A 24881-nucleotide genomic window follows, 5' to 3' on the forward strand; every position below is an offset into this window, starting at 1 on the left:
ATCTCTTTTGAAAAAAAGACGGTGAGGCAAGCAATTACCTCACCGCCTCCGGAACCTTTATAATGACAAGTCTCTTATAAATACTTGCAGAACTCGTCACGGATAGCTGACATTTCGCTTACGATATCGTCAACATCGAGTACCATTTCCATCATACCCACCTGCTCATCGTAAACAGCTTCGTCAAATTCTTCCTTCAGTTCAGGTTCACATACGTGATAAGTCGTGAGTCCAAGCTGGACCCCTGTCAACGGACCTGCGAAAGTCGGATCTCCTGCTGTTACAGTCTCTGCTGCAAGACCAGCAGCTTCGCCTTCTGCGGCACCTACGATAACTACTACGTTCTCCGGGCCGTATTCGTCAGCGAACTCCTTAACTCTCTTCTGATTCTCCAGATCCATTGCGCCTGCGCTTGTTCAGACGAAACATTCTGTTGAAGAAAAAACAACTTCTCCACCGGCTGTCTTAACGCATTCTGCGATAGCCGGTCCTGGAACACCATCACGGTCACCAATAATTACAACTTTTTTACCTTCTAAAATTGCCATGATGTTTTTCCTCCTTCCCTTCGTTTTATTTTTTTATTTTGGAAGCATACACTTCCGTATAAAGCCCTGAGGCTTGATACCTAATTCACTTATAATTAGATATATTTCTTAATCATTGCTTCGATGCTTTCCTGTGTAGCATCATCTTTGACAACCTCTTCTACTTTCTCACCGTCTTTGTAGATAGCCATAACCGGAAGTCCAAGGATCTTCTGGCCGATTGCAAGACGACGAGCCTTTGTTGTATTAAGAGAGGTGAATTTTAATTTGTCGCCGTATTTGTCAGCCATCTCATGTACGAACGGCATAAGAGCCTGGCAGGGTACACAGCCATCACCGAAGAAGTCTACGAAAACGTATCCTTCTGCCTCTAACACTTCTGTTTTGAATGTATTTTTATCTACTTCAAGCATTGGTCTGCTCCTCCTTATGATATTAAAATATTACTCGTTGAGATATTTCTCAGCCTGGGTAGCTGCAATAGCGCCGTCTGCTGCAGCTGTTACAACCTGACGAAGGCTCTTCACACGAACATCGCCTGCTGCGAATACGCCCGGGATATTGGTGTGCATGTCAACGTCTGTCGGAATGTAGCCTCTCTCATCAAGTTCAAGGCCTTTTCCCTGGAAGATCTTCGTATTCGGCAGTGTTCCGATAAATCCGAATACACCGAACATTCCATCTTCTTCATCAGCGACGATCTTGGTAAGTTCGCCGGTCTTAACATTCTTAACTGTCATCTCAGAAAGGATGCCGTCACCGCTGACTTCCTCAACTACAGTATCCCACATAAAGTGAAGTTTCTCATTCTTGAACGCCTTCTCCTGAATGGATTTAGCAGCTCTGAGCTCATCACGTCTGTGAATAACCGTAACTTTTCTCGCGAATTTAGTCAGGTACATAGCTTCCTCAACAGCAGAATCTCCGCCGCCTACTACGTATACTTCAAAATCCTCGAAGAAGTTTGCATCACAAGTTGCGCAATAAGATACGCCCTTGCCCATAAATTCTTTCTCGCCCTTGCAGCCGATCGGTCTTGCAAAAGCTCCGGTAGCGATAATGATGGTCTTGCCTTCATATTCGCCCTTAGCGCTGATAAGTTTCTTGACATCGCCTTCAAGAACTACATCATTGATTACGTCAGACACACGCTCAACGCCAAATTTCTCGCACTGCTGTGTCATTCTTGCGATGAGAGAAGGTCCGCTCTCGCCTTCAACTATCTGTCCAGGATAGTTCTCAATCTCATCAGTAATTGCGATCTGTCCGCCATCTTTTCCTTTCTCAATAACCAGAGTGGAGAGGCGGCTTCTTCCTGCATACAGACCAGCTGCTAATCCTGCAGGACCTGCACCAAGAACAATTACGTCATAAATCTTGCCCATTGCTTTCGTCTCCTTTTTTGTGTTTTTGAATTGCCATCAAAGATTGTCCGGCTGTAACCACTCCATCTGCTCCGCACATGTTATCGCGATTACAGCCTTTATTTCTGTAATTATATCACATTTACTCAGCGTATTCCAGCCTTTTTATGTATATTTTCACAAAAATTTCAAAAAAACAATCTATTTTTAGGCCTTATAAAACACTTTATTTATCAAAGATCGTCTGATCTTCAACTTCAGTTGTCAAAGCAGCAAGTGCTTTCTCAACTAATCCTTTACGAAGTGCATACTCTTCGTCTTTGTCAAGAGCCGGATTTCCAAGCGGATGCGGAATAGCGATCGTCGGAACGATTCTGTTTGCACCTACAGTCATGGAAATCGGAGTTACTGTACACATATGAACTACCGGAAGTCCAGCAGCCTCAATAGCTTTAACCATCGTTGCACCGCAACGTGTACAGGTACCTCATGTAGAGGTCATGATAACAGCGTCTACTCCGTCTGCGATCAGCTTCTGAGCGTACTCATCAGCGAATGCTTTTGCAGAAGCAACAGCAGTTCCGTTACCAACAGTTGTGTAGAATTTGTTGTGAAGCTTTCCGATCACGCCGTTAGCTTCCATCTCACGAAGAACGTCAACCGGAAGTACACGGTCAGCATCCTCATTAGCGTATACCGGATCGTATCCGCCATGAGCGGTCTCATAGGTCTCTTCTGTAAGATCATTAACGCCTGTAATGTCATATTCGCCGTAGTGAGAAGCGTTAGAGCTTTCGATATGGTCCGGGTTGCCCTTCGGTACAATACCGCCGGAAGTACAAAGTGCAATTGTAGCCTTGCTCAAGTCTTTTACTGCCGGATTCGGAGCTACACGGTCAAATGTCGGCATCGGATACTCTGTCTCGAACGGCTTGTCAGCCAGTTTCTTGATAAGCATCTTAACTGCTCTCTTAGATCCACGCTCTTTCTCGAAGAAGTTTACACGGATTCCGTTCGGCATATAGCCTTCCTGGCAGGAAGCACCGATCGGCTCGCCCTTAGCGATCTTAAGTGCAAGAGGAGCAAGTTTGCCAATTGCATCTCTCATACCAGCTGCGCTGTTCTTAGTAGATACCATGTATACTTTGTTCTTGAACATATCTGCGCCCGGGTTCTCAACATACATACCGGTAACTGCCGGAATGCCGAGTTCTTCCTGAACTGCATCTGCGATTGTTCCACAAGCAACACCATAACGTCCTGCGTTGAAAGCCGGTCCTGCGATAAAGATATCCGGAGCCTGCTCTTTTACCCAAGCAAGGATGTCTGCTTTAGCTTTGTCAAGGTTCTCATTGAAGTAAGAGTCACCACATACGATTGTAGCGATGATTTCTGCCTCTTCACCAAATTTCTGAGTCAATGCCATACCAGGTCCAACAACTTCGCCTACACGAAGTTCTGCCGGGTAATCAGCTTTTTCTTCTCCACCGATATTAGCGAAGAACTGATTGATATAATGTACAACTTTAATTTTACTCATTGTTATTCGTCCTCCCTTCCTATCGTGCGCTTAAGTAGTTGAATCCGGTTTCGTTAGTTGCTCCTGTGATAGCCTGAATCTCAACTTCGATGGTTCCATCCTCACGCAGTGAGTGCTCATTACCACCTGCGATAGTGTTTACATAGTCAAGTGTTCCGATTACTTTGTCAAGCTTCGGAAGTACGATTACCTGGTTAGCGTTTCCGCCTGTTACTACTGCGTCAGCAGCCGGATCAGCATCTGCCAGAGACTGGGATTTTCCGTCACGTCCAGCGTACTCATCTGTAATGATTACAGTCTTAACGCCTTCAGCTTCGATCTTCTTGGTGTTCATGATAAGGTCAGTATCCGGGTTACCGAAACCTTCCTGAGATACGATAACAGCATCCAGGTCAAGGAAGCGGCACATCTTAGCTGTCCAATCGGAAGAACGCATCTTGTCTGCCAGGTAAACGTTCTCGTTTGTAAGGATCTGGCATACGAAGTTAAGTGTCTTTCCGTGCTCTTCGAACAGGTCATGAACAACCGGGTTGTTCTCGTGAACATAAGTCGGGTTCTTGTCACATGCAGATACACAGTTACCGGAAACGATTGCTCCATCCATAACCTCTGTCGGGCTCATGATGGTAGAAAGAGTCTTTTTCGCATCAACGCCGTATACATAGGTGTCATGCAGAAGTCCCTGGCTCTGAAGCATCTGAACATATGCAACTCTCGGAAGATTCGGGAATTTCTCTTTTCCTTCCAGAACGCCGTAAGTCTCGTATACTTTGCTTTCATCCGGAGTAAGCTCACGAGCAAGTTCTCCAAGATATACAGCTACACGGAAACCAGCAAGACGAACTGCTTTCTCATAATCGTGCGGTTTGATACCTTCAACCGGCTCACAAACTACAACGAAGTTGTTCAGTTTGGAGAACGGGGTGTATTCTGCGCCCGGGCCTGTCATATCGATGATACCTTCCTGGAATCCAACGATCTTACCAGCAGTAACAACAGCCATGCCCTTCAGTGCGTAAGTTTTTCCGCTTCCTACGGTATCTACCTTTGCGATAACGCCCGGGAAAATTCCCCCTCTTCCCTCAACTTTAACACGAGGTTCGATAACGTCTTTCACCGGTGTAATACGAACGCTTTCACCCGGTCTTGCGATATCAAATTTTACGCTTTTGATTTTCTCGTCCTCAAGGACGATTGCCTTTACAGCTTCTTCGGATACATAGAGAACTCCGTCTTCAATTTTGGACTCAGCACCAAACTGAATGTCCTTGATGAAAATGTGACCTACTTCTAATCTCACTGTAAATTCCCTCCTTTTAATTTTTTCTTTTTTGCCCCAAAAGGTGTCTTGCACCTTTATAGCCTGTTTTAAATCTGTGCTCCTCCTTTACCGCCAGCATTCAGCAGATGGAATCGCACTTTCAATCAGTGTACAGTCAATCAATCTGAAATCCTCGTACACCTCCGGCCGGTATTTGTCCGACCTGAATTGGAACTTTCCACAGGAATGAATCGCATTCTCAATGATCTCCATGGACCAGGTATCAAGACCTTCTATCTCTTCCGATACCATTACGGATTTGTAAGGTGTCTCATTCGGCTTTACGCTCCCGGAAAGAGGATGGGATAAAAGCCTGTACCCTTCATAAACCCTGTCCCGCACCTTCTTCAGTGTGTCCTCAAAAGAAAGTTCTTCAAACACTACATGGTAATTCCCGCCAAACTTTTCATTAACCAATGGGTTGTTTGTAATAATCATAAATCCGCTGTTCATCTCATCACCTGTCAGTCTTTCCCTTATTTTCTGTTCGGATTCCATTTTCGAAGTTTTCACATCTTCTACTGATGGACATCTTCAAAAAGTACTGAGTAGCCTGGTAAACGTTCACCCGACGCCTGCTCAGGCATGCATGATATGAAAAAGGACGACCCGAGCTTGCTAAGCCTGTCGTCCTTTCTGTTTCCTGCATCTATCGGATTCAGAATGTAGTCCTCTTTCCAGTCCTTTTGCCTGAAAGTTTCACATTAATCATTCTCCCCTTCTCATATGTAACGCTCATTGATACGAGAATCTTCAAACGATCTCAGTTTGCATCTTCGGCGGCTGTTCTCTGCTTGCTCAACAGCTCTCTCCCGGAAATTATCAACCTACTATTCAATTCACTGCATAGAAATCCGTACTCAATAAGAAATACTTTTTCCAACAAGGCAATTATAGCATATACTTTAAAATTTTACCAGCTTTTTTTATAGCTTTTTCAATATTTTGTTATAGTTTTTTTCTATATACTATTTAGTTACACAACATCTACCTTTTCTGCTTCGGCAGGAAATTCTTATAGTAATCGTCATGTACTTCCTTCACAACCTTCCAAAGGAATACAAGACCTATAATGTTCGGGATAACCATCAGACTGTTGAAGCAGTCTGCCATATTCCAAACGATGGAAACTTCACCAAGAGATCCAAGAATTACGCAGACACAAACGAGAACTGCATAAATCTTGACCGCTTTGGATCCGAACAGGTATCTGATGTTTGCTTCGCCAAAGAAGTACCAGCCGATAACGGTGGAGAACGCGAAGAAGAACATACAGATCGCAATGAAGATCTCACCAAACTTTCCAAACACAGCTGCAAATGCGAACTGGCTCAGCTCAGCGCCGGTAAGTCCTGACGATCTTGCGCCGGTCGTGATAATAACCAGAGCGGTAAGGTTCAGGATCACGAAGGTATCGATGAAGACACCGATCATAGCTACGAAGCCCTGCTCTACCGGGTGATTAACTTTTGCCACTGCGTGAGCGTGCGGGGTGGAACCCATACCAGCTTCATTGGAGAAAAGTCCTCTTGCAACGCCTTTGGTGATCGCGAGTTTAATGGTCGCACCCATTGCACCACCAGCGATGGCACTCGGGTTGAATGCACCAACGATAATATCGTGGAATGCACCCGGAACATGAGTAATATTTGCAAAGATAACAACTAAGGAACCAACAATATAGAAAGCTGCCATGACCGGAACAACCAGTTCCGTAACTTTCGCGATACGCTTCATACCGCCGGTAAATACGAACAATGCCAGAACAGCTACTACGATACCCATAGCTACCTTCGGTACACCAAATGCGGTATTCCAGGAAGCTGCGATGGAATTAGACTGAACTGCGTTGCCCATAAAGCCAAGTGCGAAAATCAGGAGAACTGCAAAAATCGCTGCAAGAACTTTGCCAAAAGCTCCCTTGAATGCTGCACGGATATAGTATACCGGTCCACCGGTAACGGTTCCGTCATCACTGACCTGTTTATATTTCTGTGCCAGACAAGCCTCGGCGAAGATGGTTCCCATTCCAAGGAATGCACTAATCCACATCCAGAAGATTGCTCCCGGGCCGCCTACTGCGATTGCAGATGCCGCACCAGCGATATTACCGGTACCGACCTGCGCTGCAATAGCGGTCGCAAGCGCCTGGAATGAAGACATTCCATCATTGCCTGCCTCACCTTTCTTTTTGAAGATGCCGCCAAAGGTTCTTCTCATACCTTCGCCGAATCCTCTTACCTGGATAAATCCCAGCATAATGCTGAAGAAAAGTCCTGCGCCTACAAGCGCAACCAGAAGGACGGAGCTGGTCAATACGTCATTGACCTTCAGTACGATACTGTTGAAGATTTCATACATAAAGATACCCTCCTTTTCTAATAGAATTTTTTAATAAGTACTACTCTCATATTCATAATAACTTATTTATGCAATTTATTCAATCTATTAATTTCAATTATATCTTTTTTGTGCATTATGTCTATTTTCTGTTTTCTCTTTTCCGAAAAAAAACGAAAAGCCCTTGATTTATTGGGCTTTTCGTTTGCTAAATATTTTTCATTTTCAGCGTTTTGTCTAAAATTTCACATACAGTAAAATTCTATATATAGATATCGTTCGCCACTGCCTCCTGCAAAATATAGGAGACTAACGCGCCGCATCGTCTCTTCTATACATTAATTTCCGCTTTCACACCTAACAATTCCTTATTTTTCTCCAAAATCGGCTGGATCTCTTTTGTCAGGAACGCTTCCACCTGCTCTTTCGATCTTCCCACATAACGGGATGGTTCCATCGTCTTTTTCAGATCCTCCAGGCTAAGTCCGAACGCCTCATCTGCTGCGATCAGCTCCAGAAGGTTATTGTCAAGGCCCTTTTCCTTCACGTTACGTCCTGCTTCCATGGAAAGCTCACGAATGCGCTCGTGCAGTTCCTGACGGTCTCCGCCGGCTTTTACGGCATCCATCATGATATTCTCTGTAGCCATGAACGGCAGCTCAGACATCAGACGTTTTTCGATCACCTTCGGATATACCACAAGGCCGTCCACCACGTTCAGACAGAGATCCAGGATTCCGTCAATGGCAAGGAAGCCTTCCGGAACACTCAGTCTCTTATTTGCAGAATCATCCAGAGTTCTCTCGAACCACTGTGTCGCAGATGTGATCGCCGGATTCAGTGCGTCGATCATCACATAGCGGGACAGGGAAGCGATTCTCTCACTTCTCATCGGATTCCGTTTGTAAGCCATCGCGGAGGAACCAATCTGGGTCTTCTCAAAAGGCTCTTCCACTTCTTTTAAATGCTGCAGAAGACGGATATCATTGGAAAACTTATGCGCACTTGCCGCAATACCCGCCAGCACGTTCAGAACACGGGTATCCACCTTACGCGAATAGGTCTGCCCGGACACCGGATAGCAAGCCTCAAATCCCATCTTCCTTGCGATCATCGGGTCAATCTGGTCGATTTTTTCCTGATCTCCCTCAAACAGTTCCAGGAAGCTCGCCTGTGTTCCGGTCGTTCCCTTGGATCCGAGAAGCTTCAGGCTTCCCAGTACATACTCCAGGTCTGCCAGATCCATTGCGAATTCCTGCATCCAGAGTGTAGCTCTCTTGCCTACCGTCGTCGGCTGTGCCGGCTGAAAATGTGTAAACGCCAGAGTCGGCTGTGCTTTATAGGTATCCGCGAACCGGGAAAGCTCATCCAGCACGTTCACCAGTTTCTTCTTTACCAGCTTCAGCGCCTCAGCCATGATGATCATATCGGTATTATCTCCCACATAGCAGGAGGTCGCGCCCAGATGGATGATTCCCTTCGCCTTCGGGCACTGCTGGCCATATGCATATACGTGGGACATTACATCATGACGAACGATTTTTTCACGTTCCCTTGCCACCTCGTAGTTGATATCCTCTGCATGCTCCCTAAGCTCTGCAATCTGTTCCTCCGTGATTGGAAGCCCCAGCTCCTTCTCCGTCTCAGCAAGTGCGATCCAGAGCTTTCTCCAGGTCCTGAACTTCATATCCGGCGAAAAAATGTACTGCATCTCCTTGCTTGCATACCGCTCTGAGAGCGGGCTTTGGTATCTGTCGTTACTCATGATCTCTTTTCCTTTCTTTTCTATATTATCTATATTATGATATACGGATCACTTTGCACTTCGTGCTCCCGTATCCTAAAACACCTTAAATCCGTTCATTTTATGCGAATAATGGCGGCTTTTCGGTGTTCTGTGTATCACACTACTCAAACGCATGAGAAATATCATGGTCCGGCACCTTCATCGGGTAGCTGCCCGTAAAGCAGGCGTCACAATATCCCAGGTCTCCGACCATATCCTTCAGCCTGTCGATTTCCATATAGCCAAGGGAGTCCGCACCGATCATTTCCCGTATCTGCTCCGGCGTGTGGGAATGCGCGATCAACTGCTCGTTGGACGGCACATCGGTCCCAAAATAGCACGGATATAAGAACGGCGGAGAGCTGATCCTTACATGGACTTCCTTCGCACCCGCCTTTTTCAGCATCTTAATGATATTCGCGCAGGTAGTTCCGCGCACGATCGAATCATCCACCATCACGATCCGCTTTCCGCGCACGACCTCCTCAATCACGTTGAGTTTGATCTTTACACTGGACTCACGCTGACTTTGTTTTGGCTTGATAAAAGTCCTTCCCACATAACTGTTCTTGTGAAAGGCCATGCCATAAGGGATTCCCGATTCCTCGGAGTACCCTTTTGCCGCCACAAGTCCCGAATCCGGCACGCCGACCACCAGGTCCGCCTCCACCGGATAAGATTTAGCAAGCGCTTTTCCTGCAATAATACGGGAATGATATACATTCACTCCGTCAAGCGTGCTGTCTGTGCGGGCAAAATAAATATACTCAAAGATACATCTGGACTGTCTCTCGGGCGCGATAGCCATCTCTTTATTTGAACTTACACCATGTTTGGAAAACGTAACGATCTCTCCTGGTTCCACATCACGGATAAAGTCTGCGCCTACCGCCGCAAGCGCGCAGCTCTCAGAAGCCAGGAACCAGGTATTCTCCCGCTTCCCGATGCAAAGCGGTTTCAGACCGAAGGGATCTCTCGCCCCGATCATCTTCCTGGGACTTGATACCACCAGCGCATAAGCGCCTTCAATCTTCTTCATCGCTTTTTTCACCGCTTCCTCCGCCGTGCGCGAATTCAGCCGTTCCCGCGCGATGTGATAGGCGATTACTTCCGAATCGATCGTCGTCTGGAAAATAGCTCCTGTATACTCCAGCTCATGCCGAAGTTCCACGGCGTTGGTCAGATTCCCGTTGTGTGCGATTGCCAGAGTTCCTTTTACATAATTAATGACCAGTGGCTGCGCATTTTCCGCCCGGCTTCCTCCAGCAGTCGAATACCTTACATGTCCGATTCCCAGATTGCCGGTAAGCGCCTCGAGCCCTTCCTCGTCAAACACCTCGTTCACAAGTCCCAGCCCTTTCTTGAACCGCACCTTGCGCTGGCCATAGGTATCCGTCACTGCGATTCCACAGTTTTCCTGTCCCCGGTGCTGAAGTGCGAATAGTCCGTAATATATGGAGGGTGCCACATCACCGCCGTCCATATCATACGCACCGAACACACCACATTCTTCGCCCATTCCTGTAATTACTCTTTCAAATTCACTCATAAGTCTGCCTTTCCGCTGCTGCACTTTGAAAACGCCGCTGCATTTTCCATTATCATCCTGTCATCCTATGCTTCCAGTTACGCTCTTCGATACTCTTTCTTCCACTCCTCCCAAAGTCTTTCTGACGGTTCAAAGGAAATATCTTCCTTCACCTTTTTGATCTTTTCCGCCAGTTTATTATCTACATCTAAAAAGATATCATTTTGCGTAATCATCTTCTGATATTCATCTACCGGAAGGTACCGGTAACACGCATAGAGATATCCTTCCAGCATCCGGTTATCCTCACAGATCTTATAAGCCTTCTCGTACATACGAGCGGCCTCCTCATAGAGGAAGGCTCGTCCATAGGCCCCCGCAAGGCAGGCGTACACCCGCCCGTAGAACCTTTTGTCCACCGAGTCATCGCGCTCTCCATTCACAATCGACATATAGACCAGGATCGCCGATTCCAGTTCTCCGCTCTCCATGAGCGTATCTGCCTTAAATTTCTGACGTTCTACTTCTTTTTGATTCTTCAGTTTTTCCAGTACATTCTGGATATGTGCAAGCTCTCCCTGGGTATAGATCCTCGCATCCTCCAGCACAGTCAGCACAAATTTCTCCACTGAACCGTGATTCTTGATCAGCTCCAGAAGCTCCTCCGAAAGTGCAGTAAGCTCCAGTTCCCCGCTAAGCCAGCGGCAGAGCTGCTCATTCATGATCGTATAGTCGATCAAATACAGATTATTACACAGGTAATAGCACAACTCTTCAATGGTATAGATCCGTTTATGGATTCTGGAAATCTCATAAGGGTGTTTCGCCCGTTTTCTATGACAAAGAACTAAACTGCCCATTGCTGCCTCCTAATTCTATCACCTTCTCCACCGAAAATCCTGTCGGCGGGAAAAATTCACCAAACCCGATATCTTCAAACAATATGTGACAAGTCCTCTCGTCCGTGAACATGGTGCGGATCCGGATCCGAAGCGCATAATTCTTCCGCTCGGGAAGTCCCGCAAAGGACACGGTCTCCACCCGAAGCTTTCCGGTCACAAGAGATTCTATATGAATCTCCACATCTCCCGTATCTTCCATCAGGACCTCACACTGCTTGTCCGCCTCATACCAGTGCGATCCCCACGCGACAAGCGGATACCAGTTCTCTTCCCCGTGTATCCTCATTTTCAGACAGATCTGCTCCGTCATCTTCGTCGCGTCCAGATAGATTGGAGCGTCCATCTGGTCCTCCTCCATTCTCCGCATGGCAGTATAACAAGCTCCCTTGCTGTACAGATTATTTCCCATAAAAGCACGCCGCCCGTTGCAGAGCACACGAAGAGAATTGGGATACCAGTTATTTTCAAAGCCGTCTCCGGTAAGGAATACCGAAGAGACCAGTTTTTTGTCGAACACACTCTGAATAAAGCATTTGAAATGCTCATCTGCGGCCTTCGCCTTATCCACATTCAGCACCGGATAAACGCTTTCCAGTTCCTCCATCTGCGCTTCCGCCACCTTATCCACAGTGACGAAGCTCTCTTTTCCTTTTCGATAGCCTGTCTTAAGCTCTCTGAGCATGAAAGCGCGAATCACATCTTCATCACAATAGAACAATGCCGCCTCATACTGCCACAATTCCTTCGGCTGGTTGAACATATAATGACAGAAGCTCTCCTTATAATCCTGGACATAGATCGCTTCCCTGGGGATTCCCAGCTTCTGGCCAATTCCTTTCAACAGATAGCGGATATCCTCACTCATCTCCGGTACCGTAAATGTAATACTGTCGATCTTCTTAAATGTAAGAAGCGTCTGGTGAATGAACTCCGCCAGAAGATGTACGGCCTCGAATTCATTTCCCTCAATCTTAAGACATTCCTTCTTCAGTGCTCTGTTCCAGATATTCTCCACCAGCACGCAGCCCCTTACCGTCGCCATACGCTCCGCACTCTTCCCATACGTCCAGATGTCCTTATAGTACGCCAGCGCCAGCGGAATCTGGTAATTGTCCACTCCGGTCTCCAACGTCTCCGGCTCCTGGCTCTCTTCGCTATAATAGCTGATCTGACACAATTTAGCATTGATATCGTATCCTATGATACTTCCGTGTGACATGAAAGTATTTCCTCCTTCTTATGTAAGGCATCAGTACGCCACAAAAATCTCCTCCGCCAGCTTTTTCTCCGCGGCAAACTCAGTCATGGCAATGGACAACGCGCCTTCCTTAAGCCCTGCCATATCGTTCAGTCTCCCGTATCTGCCGATCGGTTTCACAGACTTGGGCTCATATATCTTCTTATCCGTGACGATCGTTTCATTCTCCGTCGTCTCAGTAAAATAGTACCGGATCGTCTCGTCCTCGAACAAAATGAACGTCTTGACATAGGTATCCTCGTAGGCTGGCAGCAGTACCTCCCGCTGGTAGTTCAGGCTCTCACTCTCCCCCTTACGGATCTGATAAGAAATCGCCACCTTACTTCCCGGCCTTGCGTGATACTCGATCATGGATTTATCGTAAAGCTGCACCTCTCTGAGCCATCCTTCCGGATATTGCAGATAGAAGGAGAAGAACAGCTGTTTCTCGCACATCTGCCGCAGGAATTCCCGCAACATCGGTTCCAGCTCCCTATGGACCTCCCTTGTAGAATAATATTTCAAAAGCGCAATCTTACAGATATCCGCCAGTTCCTCGTCCTTGCGGTACTCATTTGCAATGATCACAAAGACACAGCCCTTCACCTGGCGCCCGTTCACGACATATTCACGGGAAACATAGGCCAGATATGCCTGTTTTAACCGGAAATAGGTCCGCCCCTCGTAATAATCCGCGAAAATCTCTTCCTCCCCGAACATCATCTCGGAGAACAGCATCTGCGTAATGATCCGCTCCGACAGCTTGTACGTCGTCACATCATAATCCCGCGCCACATGCCACAGCTTCTTCATGTCCGCTGTCGCGCCGCAGTAGTATTCCGCCAGATAGGTCAGTGTCACCTTATCGTACTGGCCCTTTGAAAACATATCGTAGCAGATATAACTAAGGAAGTCGTCTTCCTCATAGCCCTCCTCACGGATACGCATACTGCAGAGCCGGAACACCTCCGTCTCCTCAAAGATATCCACGCCGAATTCTTTTAGATTCTTCCAGTTCAGTTCTTCCGTCACCCGCCAATATTCGCCTTCCACGGCCTCCTGCCCGGCCTTCCGGCACAGTTCCATATAACGGCTCTCATAGAAAAGGCGCATCGTCTCATAAGGAATGGAATCCATATAATGGCGGCCGTCCCTGGACTCCCAGACGATCCTGGAGTCCTTCTCATATAGATAAATGATCGTCCCGTCCGGGTTATAAGGAACCCGCATGGAGATCCGGCTGTCCGGATCAATGACCATAACAAAAGACATATTCGTCATCTTCGTCTTCACTTCATAAGCATGGCAGATATCATACATCGCTTTTGCCCGCTCCGGCGTCAGATCCCGCTCTGTGCAGCACCGTTTATAAATGATTCGAAGGGTATTGCTGATTCTCCGATGCTCAAGCTGCTCCCACGCGAAGCGCTCCATCTGCTCCCGGTAGGAGGCATAAAGCTCGCCCGCCTCGTCCTGGAAGGTGATCACATTGGCGTAAAGCACCGCCGCCTTCCTGTAATTCAGTGAATTCCCATGCATGAAATACAAGTACACCGATTTGGGGAACTCTTTTTTTACAAAATTATCATCTATCGTCATCATGTAGTATTCGTAGAGCTGTGCGATCTTCAAATCCTCCTCCACAGCCTTCTCATACCACCCAAAACAGCTTCTGTCCATACGGCTGCCGCGGATAAGCTGCGTACAGAGAGCCGTAAGGATCATGGTATCCGGGAACATCTTGTACATCTTTCCCAAAACCAGCTCCAGATTCCGGTCATAATTTCTCTGCTGGGTCGCAAGATTCGCCGTATACAACGCGATCTCCTTGGTAAGCAGACGATATTTGATGGCAAAATTCAAAATCTGCACTTCAAAAGAGCCCAGCTTCTTAAGAGATGTCGGCTGCTGAAGGAAACATTTGAATGCCTGCCAGTACAATATAAGCTGGTTAGCTCCGTTGTTATAATGGCGTTCGAGAACCTGCAGACGCTTGCTGTAATTGCGGTATTCCGGATCGATATCTACCAGCATGCACACCATCTGCCAGGACCTTGGATTCTTCATATAGGATTTATTCAGTTCTTCCACCACGCGGTTCACATGGCTTCCGCTTTTTTTCAGGATCGCTGTCAAATATAAATAATAAGAAGAAATAACTGGATCTTTTCCGATGGCAAATCGATTATAGTTGTAGCCTTCCAGCAAATCCTCCGCTTTTTTGTCTTCACCGCAGAGCAGATACATATGCGCATTCAGGAGCGGATATACATCGCCGTCCCGCGTGTAAATGTTGAGCTTTTCAAGCTGCAGTCTGGCATCGGCCGCCCACTCCCCAAGCTCGCCCCTTCCACCCATGCAGGACAAAAATCCCTTGAGCACAGTAGCAAAAATAAGCTGCGCATCTCTTCTGTCATCTGCGTGATTCTTATGGTTCGCAACGGTCACCTCATACGTCAGCGCCTCATAAGGACTCTCAAATACGATCTTGCCGTAGTTATTGCCCGCGTGGGTCTTCTCCGGCCGAATAATATAGCTGAAATCAAACAGGTTTCCCACAAAATCATCAGTAGAGAAATTATCCCTTGTGATCTGTATGAAATCTCCGTCCACATGTACCTTTACCGGCATATAGCCCCAGGTATTCTTCGTAAAATGAATGGTCTCCTTGGTCGCCTCCTTCAGATTGCGGAAGGTACGCTGGGTCCGTCCCATCGTCAGGAAGATACACTCCTTCTGCTTAATGGCAACCAGAAATTCCTCCATCGCCTGCTCGCCTAAGGACCATTTTCTCATATTGTCATAGAGAGCCCTGATCTTCGGTTCCTCGTACTTGATCACTTCGTAGAAATCCCGGGAACGGAACAGCCTCTGAGCCTCTGTAAAATCCTGAAGGGCAAGCATCTTGAAATCTCTGGCGTTCTGCACCTTGCCATAGGAGGTCATGATATAGGGCTTCTCGATGATCGCGGTAAATGTGACATCATACTCTCCGCCGTTGCAGACGATCGTAAACCTTCCCTGCTCAACATGTCCCGGTTTCAGACCTCTTCCATCATACGTGAAGGTCAGTTCTACCGGATTGCCTTCAAATCCCTGTTCCTCCATATGCACACGAAAAGAAGAAGGATATACGAGTCCTCTGACATTTCCTTCTTTCCGGTTCTTTATAGTGAAACTTCCATGATAGAGTTCGCCCTCTCCGATGATCAACAGTAAATGTGTGTCTGAGAATACAATGTCCGGGCGCGCCAGACGGAAATCTCCTTTGGAAAATTTTTTGATCTTGTTTTTCAAACTTGCCACCTACTTCTTGCATTGCATTTTTTCAAAAAGACATTATAATATATAATATCACGAAACGAGAATGGAGGCAATAATAAATGAACAGCAAACCGCAGTTTCATGGAAGTGATTTGGAAGCTATTGAGGAATATTATCATATACCCAAGGAGGAGATTGTCTGCTTTGGAGCCAACGTCAATCCCCTGGGACTATCGGAAACGGTAAAGGAGAAGCTTAAGGAGAATCTGGACGTGCTTTCCACGTATCCGGACAGGAATTACACCTCTTTAAAGGAAGTGATCAGTGTCTACAGCGGAACACGCCCGGAACACGTCGTAGTGGGAAATGGTTCCACGGAGCTGATCTCTCTTCTCATTCAGACCAGGCGCCCCGAAAAGGCGCTGCTTCTCGGTCCTACCTATTCCGAATATGGACGGGAGCTTTCTCTGGTTGGCGGACAGATTCACTTTTTTAATCTGAAGGAATCAGATATCTTCCGTCTGAATCTTAACGCTTTCTGCGACGAGATCCGCAAGGGCTATGAACTTATCATTCTCTGCAACCCCAATAACCCGACTTCTTCCGCCCTAACGGTTTCCGAGATTCGTCAGATTCTTCATGTATGCCGGGAAACGGGAAGCTTTCTGATGATCGATGAGACTTACGTCGAATTCGCTCCTTCGGTGGAAGCGATTTCCGCGATGCCTCTGGTTGAAGAATATGAGAACCTCATGGTGCTGCGGGGCACCTCCAAGTTCTTTGCCGCTCCGGGTATGCGATTCGGATATGGCGCGACCAGCAATCCACAGTTTCTCGCGACGCTTGCGCAAATGCAGAACCCATGGAGCCTTAACAGTCTGGCAGCTTTCGCCGGGGAACTCATGCTCACAGACCAGGAGTATATCAGAGAAACCCGAGAATTGATTTTAGGTGAGAGGGATAGAATGTGTTCTTTTTTAAAAAACTTTTCAGAACTTACTGTCTATCCAGCCTATGCGAACTTCGTACTGGTAAAGCTCGATCTCCCCGGTGTGACCTCCTTTGACCTGTTTGAATTTCTGATCAAAGAGAAGATGATGGTACGCGACTGCTCTTCCTTCGACAGCCTGGACGGGGAATTTATCCGGTTCTGTATCATGGCTCCCGCCGAAAATGACAGACTGCTCGATGGAATCAAACGTTTTATTGAAGAGCATGTCTGCTAACATACAACCCTGAACCTTGCCGTCAACTAATTTAAAACAGAGTCTATAGCCCAAAATTCCGGAACAAATCTCCTTAGATACATGGCAACCATAAAATTAGGCTGAATCGTATGATTAGCGATTCAGCCTTGTCTCTGACAATAAAAGTGTAATCCTATGCTATGCTTTCAGTATCAACGCCGTAAACACCAGATCCTCGTCCCCGGTATTCTTAAGCCCATGGCCCTCGCCGTTCTTGCAGAAGGTCACGTCCCCCGCTTCTACCGGATATTCCTTCCCATTATCCTTATAGATTCCCGCACCCCTGGTAAGAAAATACGTCTCCGTATCGCCATGATGTTCATGGTAACCAATCTCACACCCCGGTTTCAAAGTCACTTCGCTGAACATTTTACAATGCTCTCCCAACTCCTCCCCCGTGATGATCGGCTGTTTCAGGATATATCCCTCACCGCCGTATGCGTGCTCCGCCTTTATGATTTCTCTTTCTTCTGGTTTTGTCATTGTGTTGTACCTCCATTTCTATTCTATTTGCTTTAATTCTCTATGTTTTCACTCTTTCAAGGGACTGCTTTGTTCGTTTACAATACACTCGATGCAAATGAAAATATAAGTGCCCCCAATGTTCCCAGCAATATAATCCAGACCACCACGCGCTGCCAGAAGCTGACCTTGCGCTGTCCCGATGCTGCTCCTCCGATGATCACAAACTCTTTTATCAGCTTCTTTGCAGTCTCCTTATATGCTTCCGGCACCATGATATCCTCTCCCCGGGCCGGGTTTCCTCCTGTATAAACATCCATAAATCCACCATTATAATATGCCGGAATATGCTGCTTCTTAAGAAGTGCAATCACCTGCTCCGCTTCCATACGGTTCTGTACCGTCGCAATCTTCACAAAGCCTTCCCTCTCCTTTTTCTTTCCCATTACACCCTCCTATTATTCTTTGCTCTTCCACTGACAGGCAAGCCACTTCTCAGCCAAATAGGGCCACATCGCCACCTCCGGCATCCAGAACTCCTCCGAAATCTTCCGGCAGACATGGGCTACGATACCCTTGTTTTCTTCCAGAAACTCCGCCTTCTCCTCTTCTGAAATGAAAACCGGTAAAGTATCATTTCTCGCTGCCTCCAAAGTCCTGACCATCTGCTCCATCGGATACGGGTCGCCAAAATCACCTGCGGTAAATGTATCGTCCGCCAGAGACAGGCCATGCCAGCCATAACTAAATACGTGATGCGAATAGGGAACGCCCTGCTTTTTGCACGCCTCGGCAAACAGATAGCTGTTTTCCACCGGCACAGTAGCGTCAGGAACCGTCTGCCAGATAAAACATGGCGGAGTCTCTGAGGTCACATGCCGTTCCAGACTAAAATATTCCCGCAGCTTTTGTGTCCTCTCCTCAATATCCTTCCCCACAAGCGCCTGAAAAGACCCTTGGTGGGCATATGCTCCGGAAGTGATGACCGGATAACTTAAGATAGCCGCGTCCGGCCTGCAAGAATAGGCCGCATAGTCAGGGTTCTCCTCTGCCACGTCCCGGTAATGCACACAGACGCTGCCGCAAAGATGCGCGCCGGCAGAAAAACCGCAGATTGCCAGCCTGTCCGGATCGATTCCATACACTTCGGCATGTTTCCTGATATGGCGGATCGCCCGTGACAGATCCCTCATGGGCTGATCTTCAAGGGGCACGGCCATCAGCGGATTAGTCGTATAAGTCAGCACGAAAGTCTGATACTCCATATCCGTGAAGCGTTTTGCAACAATCCCGCCCTCCGTGGGAGAAGCAAAGCAGTACCCGCCGCCCGGGACGACCAGCATCACCGGCTTCTTCTCCTTAGCCGAACCTTGCGACATGTCGTCCGCGCCGCTACCTTTCTCTTCCTCCAGATAAACCATAAGATTGGGCTCAAACCCAAGCGCCAAAGGATACCCGTATTCTCCGGCCTCCCAGATATTTCTACGTTCCATCTGCATATGTCCTATCCCCCTGTACTCAGAATCAAGTTGCATGTTACTTCTATTATAGACAGAGTCCCTGACAACTGCAAGGTAAAATAAAACTTTGCGGACAAGCTGCCTCGAAATCCTTTCTGCTTTGCAAATAAAATAAGCAAACAAATGAACTCCGGCAGGCACTCCTTCCATTTTCGGAAAATATGTGCCCGCCAGAGTTCAAACCATTTCAACTATTTTCTTAATTCACGATCCGATAATATTCCCTTGCCGTGATCAGATATACGATCACATAAATGATAGAAAATACTCCGATTGTTATGATCGTACAGTTCCTAAACAGTACTTCATTTTTCAGATTCAATAATACCAACAGCCTGAAAATGACCCGAAACGCAACGCAGATATGAATGATCGCCGCAACAATTGGCAGGGCAAATACGGAAATCACCTGGCTATGGATTGCCTTCTTGACCTCCCGCTTGCTCATTCCTACCTTCTGCATAATCTGGAACCGTTCTCTGTCATCGTATCCTTCTGAAATCTGTTTGTAGTAAATGATAAGCACCGTTGCCACCAGGAACAGGATTCCAAAGAAGATGCCAAGGAACAAAAATCCGCCGTAAAAACTGTAAAAACCAGCCCTGTGGTCTTCTCGCACTTCCACGTATCCGTCCAGATTCATTTCCCCGAAGCGTGCAGCAAGTGCGTCTGTCAGCTTCTTCACCGTCTTTTTATCGCCTTTGAAATCATAACTCAGCTCGCCGTCAATTTGAAGTTCCCCTATCACATCAGGCTCTCCCGATATTTCCCATAAATCCGCAACTACAGCTCGGTCCTTCACGATAATATACAAGGTATCCAGCGCATTCATCTGCGTATTGCCACTTTCTATAAACGCATCGAGTACCTCCTTCACCCGAAAGTTCTTGCTGCCAAATGTAAAATCTCCCTTTTTCACCTCCACAGTGGCGTTTCTCGAAGCCCTGTATACCAGAATCTCATCTTCCTTAAGAGTCTTGTTCTCTCCTGTGACCCGGTTGTAATCGGAGAGCGGAACCGCTTTCACGATCATTCCCAAACTTACATAGGAAGTATAATCGTCCGTATCTTTGGGCACTGACAGAGAATTTTCACCCTCCGCTTTTGTCAGATAGCTGGCGCTCTGAAAGCTGATTTGCTGCTCGAACTCAACGTTCAGCTTCTTAGTCTCTTCCTCCACCATATCCCGGAACGCTTCCATTTTGTCATCATCGGCATAGCGGATTACTCCGGTGAAATCATAGGGAAAACGGGTGAGCATAATATCCTCCATGCCCCAATACATGGCCACCGTCGTGGATACCGCCACAAGCACCATGGTGCTCAGAATACAGATGTTCGCAAGACCCGCCGCGTTCTGTTTCATTCGGTAGATCATACCCGAAACCGAGATGAAATGGTTCGTTCGATAGTAATATTTCTTATTCCTGCGGAGCAGTTTCAAAAAGGCAATGCTCCCTGCCGCGAACAGAGCATAGGTTCCGATGATGACCAGAACAACAGCGACAAAAAACATGGTAATCGCGGCAAGCGGCTGTTCCACAGTAAACGCAATGTAATAACCGGCACCCAGAGTAACCACGCCAACGAGAGTCAAAAGGAATCGTGTCTTCGGTTCTTTTTCTCCCTGATAAGTGCCGTGCAACAGTTCGATCGTATTTACGCGCATGACCTGCCATACATTAAACAGCAGTATCACTGCATAAATGACTGCAAAGGAGCCGAGAGTTTCGACGATTGCCCTCGGCTCGATCATAAACTCCAGCGGAGCCGTAACACGCACAATCTTGAGCAATATGAGAAAAATCAGTTTGCTAAGTACCATACCGCTTACGATTCCGGCTCCGATAGTCCCCACTGCAACGATCACCATTTCACAGATCATCATTCTTACCAGATGCCGTTTCCCTAGTCCCAATACGTTATATAACCCCAGTTCCTTCTTTCTGCGCTTCATCAGAAAGCTGTTTGTATAGAAGAGAAAGATGGCAGTAAATACGGCAACAATCGCAACGCCTACTCCGATAATGCTCCTCACATCCCGGGCGTCCGGCATTTTGTCGATTCCGGTGTTGTAGACGATCGATTTGATAATGTAATACATGGCGATCATGAAGGTGCCGGTGAGCAGGTAGGGAGTGTAGATTTTTCCGTTCTTTTTGATATTCATCATCGCTAACCGCGGATAAAAGAAGTTACGCATTTTTCCCACCTCCGGTCGTGATGACAGTCAGCGTGTCGGAGATTTTCTCGTACATCTCTGCGTTGCTTAGGTTTCCGCGGTAAAGCTGATGGAATACCACCCCGTCCTTGATGAAAAGCACCCGGCCTGCGTGGCTGGCAGCCTTGACGCTGTGGGTCACCATCAGGATCGTCTGCCCGTTCGCATTGATTTCCCCGAACAGCTCCAAAAGCTCATCGGAAGCACGAGAATCCAGCGCTCCCGTGGGCTCATCGGCAAGGACGAGCTGCGGATTCGTGATCAAAGCCCGGGCCACCGCAGCCCTCTGCTTCTGCCCTCCGGAAACCTCATAAGGGAATTTCTCCATCAGTTCCTGAATGCCAAGCTGCCTGGCGATCGGCTCCAGACGGCGCTCCATTTCCTCATACTTCTTTCCGGCAAGCACCAGCGGCAGGAAAATGTTATCCTTGAGAGAAAAGGTATCGAGGAGGTTGAAGTCCTGGAATACGAATCCCAGATTCTGCCGCCGAAACGCCGCGATCTCCCTCTCTTTTACCGTTGTCAGATCCCGCCCTTTTAGAAATACCTTTCCTCCCGTCGGCTTATCCAGCGCCGCCAGGATATTAAGAAGGGTCGTCTTTCCGGAGCCGGATTCGCCCATGATCGCCACGAACTCTCTCGGCTCCACCGCAAAACTCACGTCTGCAAGCGCCTGTACCTGATTCCCCCCGAAACGGGTGGTATACGTTTTTTTCACATTCTTTACTTCCAATAATGCCATTCTATGTCCGCCTTTCCATATTGTATTCGTTTGACTTACAAACACAGTATACTAGACATGCTCGCTCTTTGCCATAGATTCACATTACGTCTTTCTTACACTTTTGAAAGATTTAACCGATACCCCAAATTTCTGTGTAATATTTTTTCTTTGTTTCCCGCAGGTGATAACTGACTAAAATGAGTACTAATTCTTCATTTTCCAATAACACCACTTTAATCATCTCTGTATTTTCTTTATCCTATGCGAAAATTCTCTCATCCACAATGAGAACTTTCTTAATGTCAAGATTTAGATTTATTCATAAATAATATTATGTGACTCTAGAAATTCAATCACTTGTCCAATAAGTTCTTTAATCTGTTTTTTAGAATAGCTTTCATACCACAATTCTAAAGACTCTTCAATCTTTTCAATTGAACTCCCTTGATCGATTCCTTTTAGAACTCGATATGTAAATTCTTTAGATTTGATAACAACTTCTTCATCATATATATATATATATAAAGTCCCATTATCAATATTTTCTTCAAATCTATAATATATATTTCTTGAAATATTCATTATATTTATTCCTCTCCATAACTCTAAACAATTACTATTTAACTAATTGTTTAGTACAACGCCCATCACAATCCATATTTTTCCTAATCGCGTATGCTATACACCCAGAATTACACGTATCATAAGAATTACATGATTTACATAATATATTTTCACTCCATTTTTTACGCGAAAAAGTAACAAATTTTTCATTTTGCCACACTTTTTTTAAACCCTGTTCTAATACATTACCCATGCAAAACTCCGATTCATATAAAAATGGACACAAATACATATTTCCATACATATCTATTTCAGCCTCTGTTTTTCCAGCCGCACATATTAATGGACTTTTGCATAGAAAGGGATTCAGTTCATTATTTCCCCATGGCACTGGCAATGGATCCTGTTTAATTTTCACTGGACACCCAGAATTAAAATGATATTCTAAGACATCCAAAAATGCATTTAATAAATCTCCATCTGATGGTAAAAAAATATTTTTTACGAACTCCAAATCCATAAGCGGCGAAAAATTGATTTGCTCAGCTCCAATATGTTCAGCCAATTTATACACTTCTCTCAAACCATCGACATTTTTATTAGATACAACAGTATTCAAAATGAATCTTATTCCTGCACTTTTTAATTTTTGACAATTACAAATTATTTCAAATAAATTTCCACCCCTTCGTATCTCCTCAAATAATTTATCGTCAGCAGCATCGACGCTAATTTGCAAATAATCTTTTGAGGTAAAAAACTGTTTTAACTGTTTAACAATTTCTTCCGTAAGAAGTGAACCATTCGTATGTATTGACATAAAAATGTGCTTTTCCTTGATAACCTTAATAATATCCATTATATTAGGATTTAGAAATGGTTCACCACCAGTTAGATATATCCTATAAGGAAGACTATTTCCAAAGCCATCTAAAATATCTTTTACAACTTTCATAGACATATCTTTTAAAACCTTCTTTTCCACAAAGCAATGTTCACATTTGAAATTACATTTGTCAGTGATTTTGAGTCCTATCGCTATTGGTAATGATGTTTTCATCATTTTTGCTTTATCTCTCATTTCTAAATAAATTAGTTCTTCAAGATTTATAGGTTCACTTTTTAGTAAATTTGTTCTATATAAAAAATATTTCTCTAATAATTTTGTTCTTTCCATCTATTACTCCTCAAATGCATGACAGCGAGAATCCGGGCTGTCTAGTTTATCGTTATCTCTATATGCCCTTCCTCTTTCTCCTCCTTGGCATAAATAATATTGATCACAATATTCACACTTTGTGTTAGATAAATCTCTATAAAATAATTTGGATTCCTTTTTTTTAATATTACTTCGTATTTCTTTAACTGAATCTATATAAATATTTCCCAAACAAAATTCTGGATATTCTAATGTCACGTCTGGATATATCGAACCATCAGAATGAATAAACCAATCCAAAATAGGATAGTGTTGCTTTAACCTCTTATTGGGCCGCATTAATTTCTTTGCTCTGCTACTATAATATTCTATTGGAATAAATGGCCTAAATTCCATTCTACTTTTTTGGGAAATTGCTAAACAATTGTTAATTTCTTTTAAAAACAAATCCTTATCAACTTTATCGTATAAGCTTTCGCCTTTATTGATATCAAACACATGAGAAAGGCTAAAAGTAGCTGCACCAAGTTTTAATGCCTCAAAAAAAGCCTTACTAATATCATATTGATTGTTATGCGTTGCAGTAAAGTTAAGTCGAACCATAATTCCATAATCTACTAGTAATTGAATATTTTTCATCAATGTAAAAAAATCCCCTCCTATTCTTTGAAGATTAAAAATTTCTTCATTTGAAGCATCAAAACTAACTTGCACCACATCTCTACTATCTATAATTTGTGCTAGTTTACTTATTTTGCTCTCATTTAGTAATGATGCATTAGTAAAAATTTCCAAATGAAACCTATGCTTTTTTACTTCTTGTAATATTGAAAATATGTCGTGCCTTAAAAATGGCTCACCGCCACTTATTGTAATATGCATAATTTCCAGCTCTTTTAATTTATCTAAAGCCAGAACTATTTTCTCAAAAGTCGGTGTATATTGTTTTTTCTCTACCCAGCAATGAATGCAATTACAGTTACATTTAGACGTCACTTTCAACCCTACCCACATAGGACGCATAGTATGTACTTCATACTCTCCTAGCAATTCTTTATAGATACCGATGAACCTATATGCATCACTACGATCAATATACCGCATACCACCTTCTAAATATTCACAAATCAATTTATAATCATTCATTCTCAACC

21 protein-coding genes and 1 riboswitch are annotated in these 24881 nt (G+C 45.4%); of the genes, 1 reads left to right on the forward strand and 20 read right to left on the reverse strand.

What is annotated here, in order from left to right:
• Positions 1 to 74: 74 nt before the first annotated feature.
• The 12 genes from grdA to ABXS75_12275 all read right to left on the reverse strand — a co-directional run bounded on the left by grdA (position 75) and on the right by ABXS75_12275 (position 15872).
• The gene (grdA, locus tag ABXS75_12220) at positions 75 to 548 is read right to left on the reverse strand and encodes a glycine/sarcosine/betaine reductase complex selenoprotein A (GenBank protein ID XCP83834.1); all 474 of its coding nucleotides are present in this window, start codon (positions 546 to 548) and stop codon (positions 75 to 77) included.
• 95 nt (positions 549 to 643) lie between these two features.
• Complete coding sequence (locus tag ABXS75_12225) at positions 644 to 961, reverse strand: thioredoxin family protein (protein ID XCP83835.1); 318 nt, start codon at positions 959 to 961, stop codon at positions 644 to 646.
• A gap of 30 nt (positions 962 to 991) precedes the next feature.
• Complete coding sequence (gene trxB / locus ABXS75_12230) at positions 992 to 1933, reverse strand: thioredoxin-disulfide reductase (GenBank protein XCP83836.1); 942 nt, start codon at positions 1931 to 1933, stop codon at positions 992 to 994.
• Between the two features lie 205 nt (positions 1934 to 2138).
• The gene (gene grdB, locus ABXS75_12235; GenBank protein XCP83837.1) at positions 2139 to 3452 is read right to left on the reverse strand and encodes a glycine reductase complex selenoprotein B; all 1314 of its coding nucleotides are present in this window, start codon (positions 3450 to 3452) and stop codon (positions 2139 to 2141) included.
• A gap of 19 nt (positions 3453 to 3471) precedes the next feature.
• Complete coding sequence (locus tag ABXS75_12240; GenBank protein XCP83838.1) at positions 3472 to 4752, reverse strand: glycine/sarcosine/betaine reductase component B subunit; 1281 nt, start codon at positions 4750 to 4752, stop codon at positions 3472 to 3474.
• 87 nt (positions 4753 to 4839) lie between these two features.
• Complete coding sequence (locus ABXS75_12245) at positions 4840 to 5226, reverse strand: GrdX family protein (GenBank protein ID XCP87152.1); 387 nt, start codon at positions 5224 to 5226, stop codon at positions 4840 to 4842.
• Between the two features lie 215 nt (positions 5227 to 5441).
• Positions 5442 to 5598, reverse strand: a riboswitch (glycine riboswitch).
• 162 nt (positions 5599 to 5760) lie between these two features.
• Positions 5761 to 7134, reverse strand: a complete 1374-nt coding sequence (locus tag ABXS75_12250; protein XCP83839.1) for a sodium:alanine symporter family protein — start codon at positions 7132 to 7134, stop codon at positions 5761 to 5763.
• A 310-nt stretch (positions 7135 to 7444) separates the two neighbouring features.
• Entirely contained in the window at positions 7445 to 8878 is a 1434-nt protein-coding gene (purB, locus tag ABXS75_12255; GenBank protein ID XCP83840.1) for an adenylosuccinate lyase, read from the reverse strand.
• Between the two features lie 142 nt (positions 8879 to 9020).
• Entirely contained in the window at positions 9021 to 10448 is a 1428-nt protein-coding gene (gene purF / locus ABXS75_12260) for an amidophosphoribosyltransferase (protein XCP83841.1), read from the reverse strand.
• A 77-nt stretch (positions 10449 to 10525) separates the two neighbouring features.
• Positions 10526 to 11287, reverse strand: a complete 762-nt coding sequence (locus tag ABXS75_12265; GenBank protein XCP83842.1) for a hypothetical protein — start codon at positions 11285 to 11287, stop codon at positions 10526 to 10528.
• Positions 11262 to 12548 carry a DUF5716 family protein gene (locus ABXS75_12270; GenBank protein ID XCP83843.1) on the reverse strand — a complete coding sequence of 429 codons (1287 nt, stop codon included), beginning with the start codon at positions 12546 to 12548 and terminating at the stop codon, positions 11262 to 11264. Before ABXS75_12270 ends, ABXS75_12265 begins: the two co-directional genes overlap by 26 nt.
• 30 nt (positions 12549 to 12578) lie before the next feature.
• A complete protein-coding gene (locus tag ABXS75_12275; protein XCP83844.1) occupies positions 12579 to 15872 on the reverse strand; it encodes a DUF5717 family protein in 3294 nt (1097 codons plus the stop codon).
• A 77-nt stretch (positions 15873 to 15949) separates the two neighbouring features.
• Here ABXS75_12275 and ABXS75_12280 point away from each other — a divergent pair, with 77 nt between their 5' ends.
• Complete coding sequence (locus ABXS75_12280; protein ID XCP83845.1) at positions 15950 to 17056, forward strand: histidinol-phosphate transaminase; 1107 nt, start codon at positions 15950 to 15952, stop codon at positions 17054 to 17056.
• Positions 17057 to 17215: 159 nt separating this feature from the next.
• Here the strand turns inward: ABXS75_12280 and ABXS75_12285 are convergent, their stop codons facing one another.
• From ABXS75_12285 to ABXS75_12320, 8 genes are all read right to left on the reverse strand, one after another.
• Positions 17216 to 17560: a cupin domain-containing protein gene (locus ABXS75_12285; GenBank protein XCP83846.1), complete on the reverse strand. Its 345-nt coding sequence runs from the start codon at positions 17558 to 17560 to the stop codon at positions 17216 to 17218.
• A gap of 77 nt (positions 17561 to 17637) precedes the next feature.
• A complete protein-coding gene (locus ABXS75_12290; GenBank protein ID XCP83847.1) occupies positions 17638 to 17985 on the reverse strand; it encodes a DUF2007 domain-containing protein in 348 nt (115 codons plus the stop codon).
• A gap of 12 nt (positions 17986 to 17997) precedes the next feature.
• On the reverse strand, positions 17998 to 19038 hold the full coding sequence (locus tag ABXS75_12295) for an alpha/beta hydrolase (GenBank protein XCP83848.1): 1041 nt from the start codon (positions 19036 to 19038) through the stop codon (positions 17998 to 18000).
• A 220-nt stretch (positions 19039 to 19258) separates the two neighbouring features.
• Complete coding sequence (locus ABXS75_12300) at positions 19259 to 21262, reverse strand: ABC transporter permease (protein XCP83849.1); 2004 nt, start codon at positions 21260 to 21262, stop codon at positions 19259 to 19261.
• A complete protein-coding gene (locus ABXS75_12305; protein XCP83850.1) occupies positions 21255 to 22022 on the reverse strand; it encodes an ABC transporter ATP-binding protein in 768 nt (255 codons plus the stop codon). The genes ABXS75_12300 and ABXS75_12305 overlap by 8 nt, the downstream gene beginning before the upstream one ends.
• Before the next feature lie 297 nt (positions 22023 to 22319).
• A complete protein-coding gene (locus ABXS75_12310; protein XCP83851.1) occupies positions 22320 to 22586 on the reverse strand; it encodes a hypothetical protein in 267 nt (88 codons plus the stop codon).
• A 34-nt stretch (positions 22587 to 22620) separates the two neighbouring features.
• Complete coding sequence (locus ABXS75_12315; GenBank protein XCP83852.1) at positions 22621 to 23745, reverse strand: radical SAM protein; 1125 nt, start codon at positions 23743 to 23745, stop codon at positions 22621 to 22623.
• A 3-nt stretch (positions 23746 to 23748) separates the two neighbouring features.
• Complete coding sequence (locus ABXS75_12320) at positions 23749 to 24873, reverse strand: radical SAM protein (protein ID XCP83853.1); 1125 nt, start codon at positions 24871 to 24873, stop codon at positions 23749 to 23751.
• Between the last annotated feature and the right edge of the window lie 8 nt (positions 24874 to 24881).

The sequence above is a fragment of the Roseburia hominis genome, from assembly GCA_040702975.1.
In the GTDB taxonomy this organism is placed as follows: Bacteria; Bacillota; Clostridia; order Lachnospirales; family Lachnospiraceae; genus Allocoprococcus; species Allocoprococcus hominis_A.